13 protein-coding genes and 2 tRNA genes are annotated in these 17,259 nt (G+C 71.0%); 5 read left to right on the forward strand and 10 right to left on the reverse strand.

The features are described 5' to 3' along the window. Positions 1 to 116: 116 nt before the first annotated feature. Both ACFV8T_RS24410 and ACFV8T_RS24415 read left to right on the forward strand, forming a co-directional pair. A complete protein-coding gene (locus tag ACFV8T_RS24410; protein WP_385331057.1) occupies positions 117 to 806 on the forward strand; it encodes a SigE family RNA polymerase sigma factor in 690 nt (229 codons plus the stop codon). 144 nt (positions 807 to 950) lie between these two features. Next, positions 951 to 2,600, forward strand: coding sequence for a long-chain fatty acid--CoA ligase (locus tag ACFV8T_RS24415; RefSeq protein ID WP_385331060.1), 1,650 nt, complete (start codon positions 951 to 953; stop codon positions 2,598 to 2,600). Between the two features lie 70 nt (positions 2,601 to 2,670). Here ACFV8T_RS24415 and ACFV8T_RS24420 read toward each other — a convergent pair whose 3' ends face one another. After that, positions 2,671 to 6,615, reverse strand: a complete 3,945-nt coding sequence (locus tag ACFV8T_RS24420) for a PAS domain-containing protein (RefSeq protein ID WP_385331063.1) — start codon at positions 6,613 to 6,615, stop codon at positions 2,671 to 2,673. Between the two features lie 180 nt (positions 6,616 to 6,795). Beyond that, entirely contained in the window at positions 6,796 to 7,251 is a 456-nt protein-coding gene (locus ACFV8T_RS24425) for an SSI family serine proteinase inhibitor (protein WP_385331066.1), read from the reverse strand. 228 nt (positions 7,252 to 7,479) lie between these two features. Between ACFV8T_RS24425 and ACFV8T_RS24430 the strand changes: the two genes are divergently transcribed. Further along, positions 7,480 to 7,570 (forward strand) — tRNA-Ser (locus tag ACFV8T_RS24430). An 86-nt stretch (positions 7,571 to 7,656) separates the two neighbouring features. On the opposite strand, the gene ACFV8T_RS24435 is transcribed toward ACFV8T_RS24430, so the two are convergent. After that, positions 7,657 to 9,048: a hypothetical protein gene (locus tag ACFV8T_RS24435; RefSeq protein ID WP_385331069.1), complete on the reverse strand. Its 1,392-nt coding sequence runs from the start codon at positions 9,046 to 9,048 to the stop codon at positions 7,657 to 7,659. 615 nt (positions 9,049 to 9,663) lie between these two features. On the opposite strand from ACFV8T_RS24435, the gene ACFV8T_RS24440 reads away from it, so the two are divergent. After that, positions 9,664 to 9,736, forward strand: a tRNA-Arg gene (locus tag ACFV8T_RS24440). Between the two features lie 102 nt (positions 9,737 to 9,838). On the opposite strand, the gene xerC is transcribed toward ACFV8T_RS24440, so the two are convergent. The 7 genes from xerC to ACFV8T_RS24475 all read right to left on the reverse strand — a co-directional run bounded on the left by xerC (position 9,839) and on the right by ACFV8T_RS24475 (position 15,842). Then, on the reverse strand, positions 9,839 to 11,122 hold the full coding sequence (gene xerC / locus ACFV8T_RS24445) for a tyrosine recombinase XerC (protein WP_385331071.1): 1,284 nt from the start codon (positions 11,120 to 11,122) through the stop codon (positions 9,839 to 9,841). Then, entirely contained in the window at positions 11,122 to 11,304 is a 183-nt protein-coding gene (locus tag ACFV8T_RS24450) for a helix-turn-helix domain-containing protein (protein ID WP_385331074.1), read from the reverse strand. Before ACFV8T_RS24450 ends, xerC begins: the two co-directional genes overlap by 1 nt. Continuing rightward, positions 11,301 to 12,758, reverse strand: coding sequence for a replication initiator (locus ACFV8T_RS24455; RefSeq protein WP_385331077.1), 1,458 nt, complete (start codon positions 12,756 to 12,758; stop codon positions 11,301 to 11,303). Before ACFV8T_RS24455 ends, ACFV8T_RS24450 begins: the two co-directional genes overlap by 4 nt. Before the next feature lie 125 nt (positions 12,759 to 12,883). Then, on the reverse strand, positions 12,884 to 13,645 hold the full coding sequence (locus ACFV8T_RS24460; RefSeq protein ID WP_385331080.1) for a DUF2637 domain-containing protein: 762 nt from the start codon (positions 13,643 to 13,645) through the stop codon (positions 12,884 to 12,886). 48 nt (positions 13,646 to 13,693) lie between these two features. Next, positions 13,694 to 13,867 (reverse strand): hypothetical protein, encoded by a 174-nt coding sequence (locus ACFV8T_RS24465; protein ID WP_385331083.1) that lies wholly within the window; start codon positions 13,865 to 13,867, stop codon positions 13,694 to 13,696. Positions 13,868 to 13,880: 13 nt separating this feature from the next. Beyond that, complete coding sequence (locus tag ACFV8T_RS24470; RefSeq protein ID WP_385331086.1) at positions 13,881 to 15,293, reverse strand: cell division protein FtsK; 1,413 nt, start codon at positions 15,291 to 15,293, stop codon at positions 13,881 to 13,883. A gap of 162 nt (positions 15,294 to 15,455) precedes the next feature. Beyond that, a complete protein-coding gene (locus ACFV8T_RS24475; protein WP_385331089.1) occupies positions 15,456 to 15,842 on the reverse strand; it encodes a hypothetical protein in 387 nt (128 codons plus the stop codon). A 159-nt stretch (positions 15,843 to 16,001) separates the two neighbouring features. Here ACFV8T_RS24475 and ACFV8T_RS24480 point away from each other — a divergent pair, with 159 nt between their 5' ends. After that, the gene (locus ACFV8T_RS24480; RefSeq protein WP_325748464.1) at positions 16,002 to 16,445 is read left to right on the forward strand and encodes a GntR family transcriptional regulator; all 444 of its coding nucleotides are present in this window, start codon (positions 16,002 to 16,004) and stop codon (positions 16,443 to 16,445) included. Positions 16,446 to 17,259: the final 814 nt, after the last annotated feature.

Below are 17,259 nucleotides of genomic sequence, written 5' to 3' on the forward strand. Positions count from 1 at the left end.
GACGACGACTCCACCTACAGGAGGTGGAGCAGCCCCCACCCCTACACCCTGAGGCGGACGCGGTTTCGGGACCTGGGGCCGATCCCCGGAGCTGCGCCCGCTTCTAGCGTGGAGCCATGACCACGCCAGTCTGCACGGGCAGCTCCGGGGGAGCCGCCACCACCGGACACACGCCGCACCCAGGACACGTGCCGCACACCCTGCACACCACGGGGCACGGCTCACACGGCCAGCACGGACCGCAGAGCACGCATCTGTCGCACACACCGCGCACCGCACGCGCCCCGTACGCCTCGCGGACCCCGTACGCCCCGTATCCGTCGTTCTCCTCCTTCGTCCGGGCGAGAGGGCCCGTGCTGCTGCGCGCCGCGCGCTCGCTCACCGCCAACCCGAGCGATGCCGAGGACCTGCTGCAGACCGCGCTCACCAAGACGTACGTCGCCTGGGAGCGGATCGAGGACCACCGGGCGCTCGACGGCTATGTCCGCCGGGCCCTGCTGAACACCCGGACCTCGCAGTGGCGCAAGCGCAAGGTCGACGAGTTCGCCTGCGACGAGCTGCCCGAGCAGGAGGCCGTCCAGGGGCCCGACCCGGCCGAGCAGCAGTCGTTGCACGACGCGATGTGGCGTGCCGTGCTGAAGCTGCCGGACCGGCAGCGGGCGATGGTGGTCCTGCGCTACTACGAGGACCTGAGCGAGGCCCAGACGGCCGAGGTGCTCGGGGTTTCCGTCGGCACCGTGAAGAGCGCGGTGTCGCGGGCGCTCGGCAAGCTGAGGGAGGACCCGGAGCTCACTCCGGTGTGGTGACCCCGGGTGACGGCGTCGCGCCGACCGGGCCTGATTTTGCCGAACGAGACCGATTCGTACTCCCGGGGCTAGTGACATACCGAACGGTATGTGAGCAGAATCAGCGCAACCCTACTGCCGCGTAGCGCCCACCGGGAGGACGCCGTGCTGAGCACCATGCAGGACGTACCGCTGACTGTCACCCGCATCCTGAACCACGGGATGACCATTCACGGGAAGTCGCAGGTCACGACCTGGACCGGCGAACCCGAGCCGCAGCGGCGCAGCTTCGCCGAGATCGGCCGGCGGGCGACGCAGCTCGCGAACGCGTTGCGCGACGAACTCGGCATCGACGCCGACCAGCGGGTGAGCACCCTCCTGTGGAACAACGCCGAGCATGTCGAGGCGTATCTCGCGATTCCCTCGATGGGCGCGGTGCTGCACACGCTCAACCTCCGGCTCCCGGCCGAGCAGCTGGTCTGGATCGTCGGGCACGCCGACGACAAGGTCGTCATCGTCAACGGCTCCCTGCTGCCGCTGCTCGCACCGCTCCTCCCCCACCTGACATCGGTCGAGCACGTGATCGTCACGGGGCCGGGCGACCGCTCGCTCCTCGACGGGGCGGCGCCCCGGGTGCACGAGTACGAGGAGCTGATCGCCGGCCGCCCGACCCACTTCGACTGGCCCGAGCTGGACGAACGCCAGGCCGCCGCCATGTGCTACACCTCCGGCACCACCGGCGACCCCAAGGGCGTCGTCTACTCCCACCGCTCCATCTACCTGCACTCCATGCAGGTCAACATGTCCGAGTCGATGGGACTGACCGACAAGGACACCACGCTGGTGGTCGTCCCCCAGTTCCATGTGAACGCCTGGGGGCTGCCGCACTCGACGTTCATGTCCGGCGTCAACATGCTCATGCCGGACCGGTTCCTGCAGCCCGCCCCGCTCGCCGAGATGATCGAGCGCGAGAAGCCGACCCACGCCGCCGCCGTCCCCACCATCTGGCAGGGACTGCTCGCCGAGGTCACCGCCAACCCGCGCGACCTCAGCTCCATGGCCCGCGTCACCATCGGCGGCGCCGCCTGTCCGCCCTCCCTCATGACGGCGTACGACAAGCTCGGCGTCCGCCTCTGCCACGCCTGGGGCATGACGGAGACCTCGCCGCTCGGCACCATGGCCAACCCGCCCGCCGGACTGACCGAGGAGGAGGAATGGCCCTACCGCGTCACCCAGGGCCGCTTCCCGGCCGGTGTCGAGGCGCGGCTGGTCGGCCCCGGCGGCGAGCACCTGCCGTGGGACAACGAGTCGGCCGGTGAGCTGGAGGTGCGCGGCCCCTGGATCGCCGGGGCCTACTACGGGGGCGCGGACGGCGAGGCCCTGCGCCCCGAGGACAAGTTCAGCGAGGACGGCTGGCTGAAGACCGGCGACGTCGGCGTGATCAGCGAGGACGGCTTCCTCACGCTCACCGACCGGGCCAAGGACGTCATCAAGTCCGGCGGCGAGTGGATCTCCAGCGTCGAACTGGAGAACGTGTTGATGGCGCACCCCGATGTGGCCGAGGCGGCGGTCGTCGCCGTCCCGGACGAGAAGTGGGGCGAGCGCCCGCTGGCGACCGTGGTCCTCAAGGAAGGCGCGAGCGCCGACTACGAGGCGCTGAAGGACTTCCTCGCCACCTCCGGCATCGCCAAGTGGCAGCTGCCGGAACGCTGGACGATCATTCCGGCCGTGCCGAAGACCAGCGTCGGCAAGTTCGACAAGAAGGTGATCCGCAAGCAGTACGCGGAGGGCGAGCTGGACATCACCCGGCTCTGAGCCGAGGGCCGTGGACATGACGGGGGCGGTACGGGATCACTTCCGTACCGCCCCCGTCGTGTCCCGTGTCTCAGTTCGTACCGATCTTCGCGAGCAGATCGACGATGCGCGACTGGACCTCTTCGCTGGTGGACCGCTCGGCCAGGAAGAGAACGGTCTCGCCCGAGCTCAGCTTCGGCAGATCCGATCCGTTCATGTCGGCGGCGGAGGTGTAGACGACCAGCGGGGTGCGGTTCAACTGGCCGTTCGCGCGCAGCCAGTCGACGATGCCGGCCCGGCGGCGGCGCACCTGCATCAGGTCCATCACCACCAGATTGGGCCGCATCCGGGTGGCGAGCGCCACCGCCTCACTGTCGGTGGCGGCCCGCGCCACCTGCATGCCGCGGCGCTCCAGGGTCTCCGTCAGCGCCAGCGCGATCTCCTCGTGCTCCTCGATCAACAGCACCCGGGGCGGATGCTGTTCGCTGTCGCGCGGGGCGAGCGCCTTGAGGAGGACGGCGGGGTCGGCGCCGTACGCCGCCTCCCGCGAGGCCTGTCCCAGCCCGGCCGTCACCAGCACCGGAACCTCGGCCGCCACCGCCGCCTGACGCAGCGACTGCAGGGCCTTGCGGGTGATCGGGCCGGTCAGCGGGTCGACGAAGAGCGCGGCGGGGAACGCCGCGATCTGGGCGTCGACCTCCTCGCGCGAGTGCACGATCACCGGCCGGTAGCCCCGGTCGCTCAGCGCCTGCTGGGTGGAGACGTCGGGCGCGGGCCAGACGAGCAGCCGGCGCGGGTTGTCCAACGGCTCCGGGGGCAGCTCGTCGTCGACCGGCTGCGGCGACGGCCGGTTGGCGACCTCGACCGCGCCACCCGGACCGTCCAGCGGCTCCGGCCCCTCGGCGCCCTCGTCGGGTGCCCCTATCGCGTACGAGCGTCCCTCGGCCTCCGGCCCGGAACGCAGCGGGCCCTGCGCGGGGCCGGTCTGCGCCCCACCGGCGGGGGAGGAAGCGGGCGCGGACGCGGACGGCGCCGACGGGGCGGCCTGCGGGGTGCGCTCGTCCTCCGGCGGGGCGGCGAGCTTGCGGCGCCGCCCGGCACCGCCGAGCGTCTGGTTCTGCTGGTGCGCGATGTGCTGGGCGAAGGGCACGCCCTGCCCGAGCGTCCGCACGCTGAACGCGCGCCCCTGCGTCGAGTCCGACGAGCCGCCGGGCATCGGGGCCTCCGCGGGCAGCGGCTGCCTGCGCGCGTCCGGCACGGGTGCGATCCGCGAGTGGTCCGCCTCGCCCTCCGCGCCCTCCTCGCTCTCCGGGGAACCCGGGGCCGCCGCGACGGCCGTGGTGCCGGTGGCGTGCGTGGTCCGTCCGGCCGCGGTCCGGTCCGCACCGTCGCCGGGCAGGCCCTCGGACTGCTCACCGGGAACGGCGGCCTCCTCGGGCCGGCCGGGCTGCGGGGGAGCCTCGGAGTGCCGGGCCCGGCGACGGCCGGTCGGTACGGGATGCGCCTGCGGCGGTGTGTGGTCGTCGTCCGGCGCGCTGCGCACGGAGTCATGGCGTCCCGGCAGCGAGGCGTCCGCGTCGGCGGCCGTGGCCGGGGAGCGGTCGGCCTCCGCCGGCGGGAGGGCGAACGCGGTACGCGGCCCTGCGGGCTCGGCCCGGTCGGTCCGCTCCTGGGCGGCCGCCAGCGCCCGCCGGGCCCGCCGCCCGGTCGGCTGAGGCGCCTGCGACGCGCCGGGCCCGGAGCCGTCACCGGGCGGCGGGAACCCCTCGGGGTCGCCGGCCGCGGGGGAAACCGAAGCCGGCAGGGCCAGCTGGTTCTCGGCTCCCTGACGCGCGCGGTGTCCGCCCGCGGGCACCGGCACCGGCATCTGCCCGTCGGCCGGAACGCCCTGCGGCGGCACGGTCTGGCCGAGCTGCGGCCGGCCGCCGCCACCCTGCGCGCCCTCGGCCGCCGTCACCACGGCTCCCTCGGACGGCGCCGGGGCCGCGGGCAGCGCCAACGCCTGCCCGGCGCCCTGCTGCCCGGACCCCTGCCCCTGCTCGGGCAACTGCGCCGACCGGTCCGGAAGCGAGTGCTGGGCCCCGGTCTCGGCCGGACTCGGCCGCCCCCGCCTGCGCCCCGAACCCCCGCCCTGGGTGTCCTGCGCCCCCGGCAACGTCTGCTCGTCCTGCGCCACGGGCTCACGACGCGCCCGTCGCCGCCCCGTCGGCTCGGCCGCCGCCGTGTCACCGCCGGACCCGGCATCCGCCCCGGAACCACCCACCGGGCTCTCCAGGAACGCGTCCGTGTTCGCCCGACGCGCCCGTCGCCGCCCGCCGCCCGGCTGCTGCGCAGCCGTCTCCGGCCCGGTACCGGGCTGCGCCCCGGCCACCGGCTCCGGCTCGGACGAGGGCGCCGTCACCGTGCCCGAACCCGCGCCCAACGGCACTTCCAGCACATACGCGCTGCCGCTCATCCCCGGCACCTCGTGCGTCTGGAGCACGCCGCCGTGCGCCCGCACGATCCCGCGCACGATCGGCTCGTGCACCGGGTCTCCCCCGGCGAACGGTCCGCGCACCTCGATCCGTACGACCTCGCCGCGCTGCGCCGCCGCGACGACGACCGTGGAGTCGACGTACCCGCCGCCGGGCACCACCCGGGCCTTGCCGGTCGAGTCGACCCCGGCGACGTCCGCGACCAGATGGGCGAGCGCGGTCACCAGCCGGGCCGCGTCCACCTCGGCCTCGATCGGCGGCGCGTGCACGGCGAACTGGGCGCGCCCGGGACCGATCAGCTCGACGGCCGCGTCGATACCGGCCGTCACGACCGAGTCCAGCAGCACGTTCGCCTTGGCCAGCTTCTCGGAGCCGGCGTCCAGGCGCTGGTAGCCGAGCACGTTGTCGACGAGGGTGGTCATCCGGGCGTAGCCCGCGGCCAGGTGGTGCAGGATCTGGTTCGCCTCGGGCCACAGCTGTCCTGCCGGGTCGGCGGCGAGCGTGGAGAGTTCGCCGCGCAGCTCCTCCAGCGGGCCGCGCAGCGATTCGCCGAGCACGGCGGTGAGCTGGGTGTGCCGGGCGGTCAGCGCCGCCAGCCGGTCGGCCTGCGCCTCCAGCTCGGCCGCGTACCGCTCGGTCCGGTCGGCCAGCTCCGAGTTGTGCCGTTCCGTCAGCTCGGCGACCTCGGCGGTGTGGCTCCCGGTCAGTTCGGCGACCTCGGCCCGGTGCTGCGCGCCGAGCTCCTCGTACGGCCTGCGGTCGGTGAACGTCATGACGGCGCCGACCAGCTGGTCGCCGTCCCGGACCGGTGCGGTGGTCAGATCGACCGGCACCTGCGCGCCGCTCTTGGACCACAGGACCTGGCCGCGCACCCGGTGCTTGCGCCCGGACCTGAGCGTGTCGGCGAGCGGCGACTCCTCGTACGGGAACGGCTCGCCCTCCGCCCGCGAGTGCAGGATCAGCGGATGCAGCTCCTGGCCGCCCAGGTCGCTGGCGCGGAAGCCGAGGATCTGCGCGGCGGCGGGGTTGACCAGGACGACCCGGCCGTCGGTGTCCGTACCGACCACGCCCTCGGCCGCGGCCCGCAGGATCATCTCGGTCTGCCGCTGCGAACGGGCCAGTTCGGCCTCGGTGTCCACGGTGCCCGACAGATCCCGTACGACGAGCATCAGCAGCTCGTCGCCCGTGTAGCTGCCGCTGTAGGTGCTCTGGAAGTCGTTGTACGCGGCCTGCCCGTCCTCCAGGCTGGCGCTGGTGACCTCGACGGGGTACTCGGTGCCGTCGGTCCGCCGCGCGGTCATCCGGGTCGGCTTGGTACGGACGCGCTCGTCGGCGGTCTCGGGGCGGCGCATCGAGCCCGGGATCAGCTTGGAGTCGAACTCGGGCAGCAGATCGAGGAGCCCACGACCGACGAGCGCGGTGCCCGGCGTCTCGAACATTTCGAGCGCGATGGTGTTGGCGTTGACGACCGTGCCGTTGCAGTTGACGAGCAGCAGCCCGTCAGGGAGTGCATCGAGTATGGCTGCGAGGCGAGCAGCGCCTCGGGATGGCCTGCTGCTCACGACGACGCTTCCTCCCTGGTTACCGCACCTTGCCGACAGCGGGCCCCATCTTGCCCCTCGGGCCGCGGGCTGTCACTGGAGGAGTCTAAAGGCAGTGACGGGGCGTAGGGCTGCGGATGAGGGGGAGCTCTCACCAAGGTTCTGTGCATACGGTGTACGACTCCGTCCGGGTCGGCCCGGTCAGCCGACGTTCGGGAGCACCGGCCGCAGGCCGTTCCAGCGGGCGATCTCGCAGCCATTGGTCCGGCTGAAGACCGTGTCGACGCTCCGGCCCCGCCAGGTTCCGGTGACCCGGGCGGTGGCCGGTCCCCCGAACTGCTGGGTGCACAGCGCGTCCTCGGGCACCGGGGCGAACGGGTCCGCGCCCTCGCCCGCCAGTTCGTCCAGCCGGCCGCAGGCCTGCCGCGCCACCGGGTGGCTGCCGCCCGCCGGACCGCACCGCAACTCGAAGGCGCCCTCGGCCGCGGCGTTCTCCGAGCCCGAGACCGTGATCGTCAGCTGGGTACGGGCGTCGTCCCGCAGCACGGGCAGCGGCAGCGGAAGCGGAAGCGGGCCGGTGACCGCGGTCGCGGCCGGCGCGGCGGCGGACAGCGCGGCGAGGGACGCGACGGCGGTGAGGGCGAGGCGGCGCAACATGCGGGCTCCTGTACTCGTGCACTGCGGCGGGAATGCCGGTGGAACGGACGGAAGGACGGGAGGACGGCGCCTCCGTCATCACTAACGCTCCGCACGCCACGGCGTTGCGCAACCGCAGGCGCTTTGCCCTCGTGCCCGACTGCCTAGTACCGTAGGCGTCGATTGGTGAGGCACCGCTCAACTGTGTCATCATCTGCACGCACCACTCGCGCTCGCGCGGGGTGTGCTGGAGGCGTCGCCTAGTCCGGTCTATGGCGCCGCACTGCTAATGCGGTTTGGGTCTTAAAGCCCATCGAGGGTTCAAATCCCTCCGCCTCCGCTCTCTGACCAGGGAGTTCAGCCCGTTTCGGCTGAACTCCCTGAGTCGTTTCCGGAGCCGTTGCGGCGACCGACGGCAGGACCCGGCTACTTCCGGGTCGCGCAGGGGTCGCAGCAGGAGGGGGCCGGCTCGACGCAGATGGTGACGGCGTCGGTGTTGTTGGTGGTGTCGGGATCTTTTTCGTTGGCGTTGGCGGTGGCGGTGTTGACGACCGGACCGGCTTCGGTGGCCTTGGCCCGCAGCACGAGGGTGGCCCCGGTGCCGTCGGCCAGGGCGCCCACGGCCCACCGTCCGGTGGCCGGGTCGTAGTGTCCGGGGCCGTCGGCGGACAGGAAGGCGAGACCGTCCGGGAGCCGGTCGGTGACGGTGACGCCGGTGGCCCGGTTCGGGCCGGCGTTGTGGACGGTGATGCGGTAGGTCACGGTCTGCCCGACGGTGACGGTGGTCGCGTCGGCCGCCTTGACCACGGTCAGGTCGGCGGCCGGGTTGACCTGTGTGACCTGCTCGTTGGAGGTGGCCGTCAGCGGCTCCGGGGTGTCGCCGAGCCGGTTCTCGTAGGAGGCGGTGGCGGTGTTCCTGATCTGCTTGCCGCCGGCGGCCCGGTCGATGGTGACCCGGTACTCGGCGGTGGTTCCCGCCGGCAGGGTCTCGGTGTTGGGCAGGCTGCCGCCTTCCCCGGTGGCGGTGTTGCCGAGCGCGAAGACGATCTTGTCGCCCTGGGCGTCGTAGTACGCCTGGTCGTCACCCCGCGCGTCGGTCTTCGGCCCGGCGTTCGGGCCGTCGACGATGCGCAGGGAACCGGGCAGATACGTCGTGCCTTGCGGGATGACGTCGGTCAGGACGAGGTTCTCGGCCGCGCCGCCGCCCTCGTTCCTGGCGTTGACGCGGTAGGTGACGACGTCGCCCACCTCCAGCGGCCCCGTGGGAGCGGCGGTCTTGGTGAGCACCAGGTAGGGGGCGGTGCCGAAGAAGATGCCGTCCAGGAAGTTGCCGATGCTCTGGTTGCCGCCGGCGGCGGAGACGGAACGGAAGGCGAAGCGCGTCAGCGTCTGGCCTGCCGGGACCGTGTAGGTGCCGGTGTAGTGACCCCAGGCGGTGTTGCCGTCGGTGAAGCGTCTCTGCTGCACCGCGGAGCCCGGCGCGCCGATGTCCAGCGCCATGGTGTCGTCCCCCTGGCGGCCGCGGTGGTACAGCCGCCAGTACAGCTTCGTGCCGGGCGTGGTGGGCAGGTCCTGGTAGAGCGTGGAGACCTGATTGGCGTTGAGCTCGGCGAACTGGGCGCCTTCGGCCGCCGGTACTCCGTTGAAGCCCGTACGCCACAGCTCGATCATGTGGTCGGTGGCGGTGGTGAGCCAGCCCGGGACCCGCTTGGGCTGCGTCTGTGAGGAGTCCGGCAGGATCTCCACACCGGTGACGACGGGCTGTTCGAAGCTGCCGTTGGCCAGGGCGACCCGGAGCGGAGCAGGAGGTGTGGACATGGTTCTTCCCCTCAAGTCGACGCTGCTGGAACGCACCGCCGTCCGGCCGCACAACTGCGCGCCGTGGCGGAGCCGGTGCATTTGGTAGCGCAATGCATCCGGGTGATCACGTAAAGCGATGGGTGGGGCGGTTCGGCCAATCCCTCGCGGCAGGTTTGTGGAACCCGCCCCCGGGCGACTCCCGCCACACCGTCACCCGCGTCGCCGTCGGTGCGCCGCGCTCGTCGCACCCGCCTCCTGGTTCCCTCCCGCCCACCCCGTCATGGCCGGAAGCCCGCGCTGCGCCCGGTGCGCCCACCCCTGCTCAGGGTGAATCGGTCACCGACGAAGTTGACGCTTCGGTCGCCGCGGCGGCGACCGCGTGAACGTCCGTGGGGAGGGGGGCCGCTGACGCGCGCCCCGGTCCGCGCCCGCAGGCGAGGGGCTTCGGCCGCATGCGGACCCGCCCCGTCCGCCGCCCGCCCCGCGGGGGCGTGGCGCCCCGTCCCCGCAACCGCTGAACACGGTGTTTCCGCAGGTCGGGGCGGGTGTGGCTAATGGATTTCGCGCTACGGCGCAGGTCATGTAATGTTGTTCTCGCAACGCCGACCGGGGAGAAAAAACCGGGAAGCACAAGCACTCGTAGCTTAACGGATAGAGCATCTGACTACGGATCAGAAGGTTGCAGGTTCGAATCCTGCCGAGTGCACAGCAGGACAGAGGCCCCCAGGAGAAGTCCCGGGGGCCTCTGTCGTATGTCATGACGGCAGAGGTTGACGGCAACCGCTTCGAAGAGCTGATGCCGGATCGATCAGACGGTTACGAGGACACCGGCCGCGCCGTCGTCATCGTCCGGCCCGTTGCCGTCACCTCTCAGCGCGTCCCCGACGCGGTCGAAGGCGGAGCGCTGGGAGTCCAGCCGCACGAAGGTGTAGATGTCCATGGTCACGCGGATAGAGCTGTGGCCCAGAACCTCCATGATCATTCGGGCATCGGCACCCTGTTCGTGGAGTAGGGATGCGCACGTGTGGCGCAGGTCGTGGAAGCGGACCTTGCGGACGCCGGCGCGGGCGGACAGGGCTTCGAAGGACCGGTTCAGGTTGCGGGGCTCTATGGGTGTCCCGTTCTTCGTGGTGAAGACGAGGCCCTTCCCCGTCCCCTTCCAGTTGTGACCCGCGGCCTTCTGGTCGGCGATCTGCTGGGCGCGCTGGGCACGGAGCGCGGTCACGCATTCGGCCGGCAGCGCCACGCGCCGGGCCGAGCGCTGGGTCTTCGGCGCGACGATCAGCAGCTCGCCGCCCACACGCTGAAGAGCCTGCCGGACGGTCAGAACCCCGTCGAGAAGATCCACGTCCGACCAGCGCAGCCCCAGCAGCTCACCCCGCCGGAGCCCGATACGGACCGCCAGCTCGTACGCGGCCCAGAGCCGGTTTTCCCGAGCCGCCGTCAGGAGCCGACGTCCTTCCGAAGCGGTGAGCGGTTCGATCTCGCGCTTGGTACCCATGCTCAGCTCCACGTTCCGGGCCACGTTGCGGGGCAGCTCGTCCTCCCGTACGGCGTGCTGGAGAGCGGCACGCAGGATCACCAGCAGGAAGCGGACGGTCCGGTCCGAGGGGAGCTTCTTGCAGCACTTGCCGAGGGCGCAGCAGCGTCGCTTGTGCTCCGGCCGCTTCTTGTCCTTCCCCTGCGCGCAGCACTGGCAGGTGGCTGCCGTCTTCATGAGGAAGGCGCGGATGTCACGGGCGGCGAGCCGGACCAGCTTCTTCTTGCCGAACTCCGGGGTGACGTAGTTCCGGACGAGGGATTCGTAGTTGACGTAGGTCGTCGGGCGAACCTTGGTCTTGGCGACGCTCGCCAGCCAGTACGCCAGGTACTCGGCGATCGTCATCTTGTTGGTGGCCACCGGAAGGCCGCTGAGCGAGTCGGCCTTGAGCTTGGTCAGCTTCTCGTGCGCCTCGTCCCAGGTCTTGCCGTAGACGCTGCGCCGCTTGTAAGTGCCGTCCGTCGTCAGGACGTACGCGCTGCCCTCCCAGCGGCCGTCCTTGCGCTGGTAGATGGTGCCCTCGTTGTTGGCGTTCTTCTTCGGCTTGGCCATCAGGCGGCTTCCCGTTCGGTGCGGAGGGATACGTAGGCGTCCAGCGCGGCTTCGCTGATGCGGCGGCAGCGGCCGATCTTGAAAGAGGCGAGTTCGCGGGAGCGGATCAGGTCGTGGACCTTCCAGCGGCTGATGCCGAGACGCTCGGCGACCTGGTCCACGGTGAGTACGGCGGTCGTCATGCAGGCTCCAGCCCTTCGTGCTTGAGGCGTTGGGCCTGGCTGACGTCGTGGCGGGTCTGGTTGGCGAGGAGTTCTTCGCCGGGGTGGTAGCCGGAGGCGAGGTAGGCCCAGGAGGACTCGGTGACGAGCACCGTGTCCGGGGCGGGTACGGAGTGGCCGGCGCGGATGCGGGCGGCGTCGGCCTGGGCGAGGCGCCAGGCGCGGCGGACATCGCGGAGGGCGCCGAGGGTGGTGGAGTAGGCGCGGGACTTGGTGGAGAAGTGGCCGCGGAAGCCGAGCATGTGGGCCCACTTGCAGAGCTTGAGGTCTGCGAACTCGGGCAGGCCGCCGAGGTCCCAGGCGGTGCGGATCATCTGCCGCACGTGCTGGTGGACGGGCAGGTCCCGCAGGGGTTCGGCCTGGCGGGTGCCTTCGCAGTCGGGGCACAAGTCCCGGATTCGGCCGCCGACCGTGCCACGGCCGGAGCAGGTCCGGCAGACCAGAGAACGGTCGACCGTTCCGGAGTCCTCGGCGCTCTTGGTGGCGTACTTGGCGATGTAGCCCGCCACCGCCTTGTCAGTGAGTTCGCCGTCGCCGAGTGCGGTGATCTCGTCCACCTTGAACCTCTTGCCCCAGCCGACTTCGCGGTCCCCCACGGTGTCGGAGACAACGGTCAGGGTGGTCCGCTTCAGCGCGGGCTTGACCGCGCGGAGGAGGTGGTCTGCGCTGGCCCAGGCCGGCGGGGGGCTGGTGTGGCCGTCGGGGCCGTCGAAGCGGATGACGGCGTGGAAGTGGACCAGACCGCGCTGCTGGTACTCGGCGACCTTCGCGAAGGAGATCCGCAGGGCCGCGTTCATGTTCTTCTGCGTGATGCCGAAGCTTGCGGCGAGGGTGCGGCGGAGGTTGAGAGTGAAGCGTGCCCAAAGAGCGCTTGCGTGGGCGTTCCAGAGCACGGCGCCGGTGTAGTCGTACGTCTTCGGGCTGAGAGGGGTGCCGAGTTCGGGGGCGCTGTCGGGGTGCCGGGTGCCGCAGCGGCAGGGCTGAGGCTTGCCGTCCTTGGTGGTGGGTCGGTTGTGGACAGGGCCGAAGGAGGGCGCGGTGAGGGTCAGGAAGACCCTGGGGTGGGTGCGGATGGTTTCGGGGACGTTCTTGCCGCCGGAGAGTCCGGCGCGGATGAGGTGGTAGGTGTCGGCGGCGTAGAGGCGGGAGCAGGTGGGGCAGCGGGAGGCGCGACGGTTGCCGCAGGTGGTCAGCAGACGTCCGGTGGGCTCGTCGCTGGTGGAGTACGAGCGGATCGTTTCGCCGGTGGTGTGGTCGCGGGTGGTGGTGTGGCCGACGAGGTTGATCGGACGGGTGCAGCCGCGCAGGCGGTTGATCTGTTCGCGGGTGCGGTCGAAGTCGCCGAGGTTGGCCAGTTCGATCAGGTCCCGGACAGCGGGGCTGATCACGTGCCGCAGGTCGAGGTCGCGGGGCATCGGCAGGGGATCCTTTCCGCTGATGGAGGCCCCGGGCAGCACCGAGACGGAGCCAGGTGCTGCACGAGGGCATGACGGGTCAGGCCCAGGAGGCCAGGAGGAGGTGCCGGGAGGCCGGCGGAGGGTCAGGCCGTCAGTGCCGCGTGTGCGGCGGTGGCCAGGGGGAGGCTGACGCCGAGACGGGCCTTGAGTTGCGGCAGCGTGATGGGCTGGCCGGTAGCGGCGCGGTGGGCGTCGGCAATCTCGCGGGCGGCGTCCAGCAGAGCCGGGGCCACCTTGGCGGCCGGATGCGGCACAGCGACAGGAGCGGGGGCCGGGGGCGCCGCGGGTTCGGGCACGGCAACCGGTTCAGGAGCAGGCTCCGGGATGAGGGCGGTTCCGGCGTCGGCTGGAGCGTCCTCCGGTACGGATTCCGGGTTCGACGCCGGGTCGGACACGGGAGCCGGGGCCGGGAGCACAGCCGGTGCGGTGGCGGGGTCCGCGGTGGTGACGGCGTGGAAGTGGCGCAGCAGCGCGGGGCCGACGGCACCCCAGCCGAGGAGGAGCAGCGGGGCCACGGCGTCTACGCAGGCGCGGCCGTAGTGCCCGGCGATGACGGGTTCGGCGATGTTGAGGGCGAGGGTAAAGAAGCCGGAGGTGTGCATCAGCCGGTTCGCGCCCTTGAGGTCGTTGGCGGCCACGCCGCGCAGGGACAGGTACCGCAGGGCGACCAGGAGGCCGAGGACGGACAGGTCCACCATCGGCGCGATCAGGGGCGCGACTGGGCCGGGGACGCCCAGGCGCAGGGCCAGGTTCCAGACGTTGCCGAAGGAGAACACGAAGGCCAGCATGGCGATGACTGCCATGACCACGGTCACGGTGCGCTGAGTGATCCGGTCTTCTGACATGAAGGGATTCACCTCCTTCCAAGGGGAGTTGGGGCCGAGGCCGGCGGGTCAGCTCGCGGGGACGAGTTCGGCCCTGTGGGCGACGTTCGGACCGAGGTAGGTCTCCAGGACCTGGCGTTCGTGGGTGTTGGCGATGCGGTAGGCGGCGATGCCTATCCGCGCGGCACGGCCAAGGTCCCCGGTAGTGATGGCCTTGCGCCTGGGTCGGATGTAGATCCGCATGGAGGGACGCATCTCAGGCCGCTTCCGCCGGGGGCTCGGGGTCCTCCTTGTTGAGGTCCACGCCCGTGCGGTGGATCAGGTCTTCCAGGAGCTTGGCCGGGTGGCGAACGAGGTGGGTGGTCTGTTCGGCGACGCGGGCGGCGTCCCGGTCGGCGACGTAGGGGGTGCGGATGCGGATGAAGCCGGGGCGGCCGTGCTGGGACATGACTGCGACGCCGACGTAGGCGGGGTCCTGGAGGGTGACAGGGCTGGCGTCGGGCCACTCGCGGATGTCGTCACCGAGCGCGGCCACGGCGGCGTCGGCGGTCTTCTGCGCGAATGACAGCCCGACCGGGCACACGTCGCGGATGAAGGTGGGGATCGCGTCTCCGGTGGTCTTCTGCGTGGTCAGCAGGGTCAGGAAACCGACCGAGCGGCCCTTCTTCACCAGGTCCTCCACCAGGCGGGCGTTCTCCGCCGCGAGCGCGGCCAGCTTCTTGGTGGTCGGGTCGGAGCCCTTGTAGTCGCGGAAGTAGGTGTGGGCCTCGTCGATGACGATGACGATGAGCGGCCAGTCCTCCGAGGGACCGACGTGCCACATGTTCTTCACGCCCAATACGCGGCGGATGGACGCGGAGCGGGCGCGGCGCAGCTGTACGAGTTCCTTCAGCTTCCTGTTCGCCTCCTCCAGATCGTCCCCGCAGAACTTGAACGCGCGCTGCACGAGGTCTGCGTAGTCGCCCTCGTAGGCGTGGGAGACCTTTCCGTCGAAGAAGACGAACTGGATGGCCGGCGAGGGCGCCCAGTCACACACCAGCCGGTTCACGCATGACGTCTTCCCGAAGCCCGGCAATCCGCCCATAGCCACCCCGGGGACCTCCTTCAGGGGAACGACCACGGGCAAGCCGAACTCGTCCACCCCCAGCTCCCACACCGCGTACTCCTCCGGCGGGCGGCCGTTGGGCACATGAACGGTCGGCGTGATCAGCGGATCCACCCGCACCCCGCGCAGCGTGACCTGTCCGGGCTTCTCACCCGGCAACACGGACACGCGGGCCATGCGCCAGGCGTCCGCCAGATAGGGAGCGGCCTTCTGGAACTCCGCCAGACCCACCTTCGGCAGGCAGGTTGCCCCAGCCATCACCCCGAAGGCGTCCGGGGTGACCTTCAGAGCTGGGACTAGGACGCGGGGCTTGGGTTCCTTGCCGTCCGAGGTCGCGAGCGAGGCCAGGGCGGTCGGCATCTTGTCCGTGACCGACAGCCCGCACATCCGCGCCAGCCGCTTCCAGCCCCAACGGATCCGTATCGCCTGCCGGATGCTGATCCGCTCCATCGGCGACGCCCGCAGGTAGCGGATCACCCAGACCACGGCCCACAGGGTGAGCAGTCCGAGCCCGAGCCACACCGCTGCACGGAGCCAGCCGAAAGCTTCGTTGAGTTCGTTCACCGGTCTTCCTTCGTTTCGTTCGAGAGATCGCGCCGCACCAGGCGCGTGGGGAAAGGCACGGGCAGGGGCGCGGTGCCACCAGGACAGCGGCCGCCTCGTCGATGAAGATCACGAGCGGACGGCCGCCATCCGGGGTCTCACCCCGGCGCGCGGGGAGCGACGTCACGCCGCAGCACCTTCGGGCCCGGTCGTCTCCTGCGGCATGGCAGGGGCGTCGACCAGCTCCAGCGCCGCGCAGCGGTAGGCCACGCCCTCCTGAAGCTGGTCGTTGAAGATCCGCGCCCACGGGCTCGCGAAGAGGTCCACCGGGCGGACGAACCGGCCCGGGTGCAGACCGTTGGGCAGACCGGTCTGCGGAACGGTCACCTTCAGCGCCTCAGCGCGCTCACCCTCCATCACGAAGAGCGTCAGGGTGCACAGCGGCGCACCGGTCTCGAAGTCCACCGCGCGGACGCCGTTCTCCTGGTCCTTCCACTTCGGCACCGCCGGCGTGCCGGTCATGACGTTCGTGGTGGGGAGCACGTGCACACGGATAACGGTCCTGGCCATGGCGAATAAGCCCTTTCAGTCGGGTTCGTGACCAGTGATCCGGCCACAGCCAGAGGTAACCACAACGCCTGGGTGTACTGCAACACCCAGGCGTTAGAGGGCCCCTGCTATCCATGCGTTCCGTAGGTATGACAGAGGCTGCGGCCGTATCCTGCGGGCATGACGCTGCCCCTCGAAGACGACTCCCGCCCGCCCTACGTCCAGGTGGCCGACTATCTGCGGCGCCAGATCCAGAGCGGCGAGCTAGGGCCTGGCGACAAAGTGCCGTCCTCGCGGGAGCTGCAAGAGAAGTTCGGGCTCGCCAGCGCCACAGTGCAGAACGCGTTCCGGCTGCTCAAGAGCGAAGGGTTGATCTACAGCGTCCAGGGGCGAGGCAGCTTCATTCGCCGCCCCGCCCCTGAGTCCGACGCGGCCGCGGAGGGGGCAGGAGGAACCTCCCTGGCCGGCGACGCTGCCGGTTCAACCGCCGATGCGCGGTACGTCCGCCTTTCTCAAGAGGTCGCAGACCTTCGACGTGACGTCGCTTCCATGCGTGAAACGCTTGTTGAAGCGCTTGAGCTCATTCAGTGGCTGAAGGATCAAACGCTTGGCGAAGACGCTTAATCTCGCGCGTCACCTGTTGCATGAGCGCGGCGAGGTCGGCCACTTCGGCCGCGAGGAGTGTCACGTTCGCGTCCAGCGCTGATATCTCCGACTCGTTCACTGTTCCCCGTCCATCGCCGCGCCGTTCATTCGTTCCGTCCCGCAGAACCCCTCGATGGCCCGCCCTGGTGAAGCGCGCGTGCACCATCCGGCACCTTCTCTGGAAGCCTGCTGCGATCGGGCATCTCGCCACAACCCCGCGACCCGCCGGGCGGGAGAGGCTGTCAAAATCCCTTGGCGCGTCCCGTCATGTGGGCGGCAGTACCGCAGAGCAGTTCCGCCTCCCGGGAAGCCGTCAGCCGCTGTGAGGGTCTCGCAACCGGATCCCGCGTGACCATGCGTATGTATGGCGTGGGTCACATTTCTCATTCTCTGTGCACGTAGGCCCCGGAACCTCCGGCGCGAGCCGCACGCAATCAGCGAAAGCGGACACCCCCTCAGGACGCGCATTCCCGCACCTCTCCAGCGGCCCCGTTCGGCTGCATTCCTGTGGACAACTTCCAGCAGGAACATCAAACGGCCGGGAGCCTGTGGATAGATTCCGGCGATCCCGCGATCAAACCGGTGTGGAACATGGCAAAACAGCCCACTCCCTGTCGGGCCGAAGCAGCCGAAGGGGCGAGCTGTCCAAAGTTTCTTTACTGGATCAAGGCGGCCCGCTGGCGCGGGCCGCGGGGGGGGGGGGGGGGGGGGGGGGGGGGGGGGCGCCCCCCCCCCCCCCCCCCCCCCCCAACCCCCCCCCCCCCCCCCCCCCCCCCCCCCCACCCACCCCCCC

This window comes from Streptomyces sp. NPDC059832 (assembly GCF_042731715.1).
GTDB lineage: Bacteria > Actinomycetota > Actinomycetes > Streptomycetales > Streptomycetaceae > Streptomyces.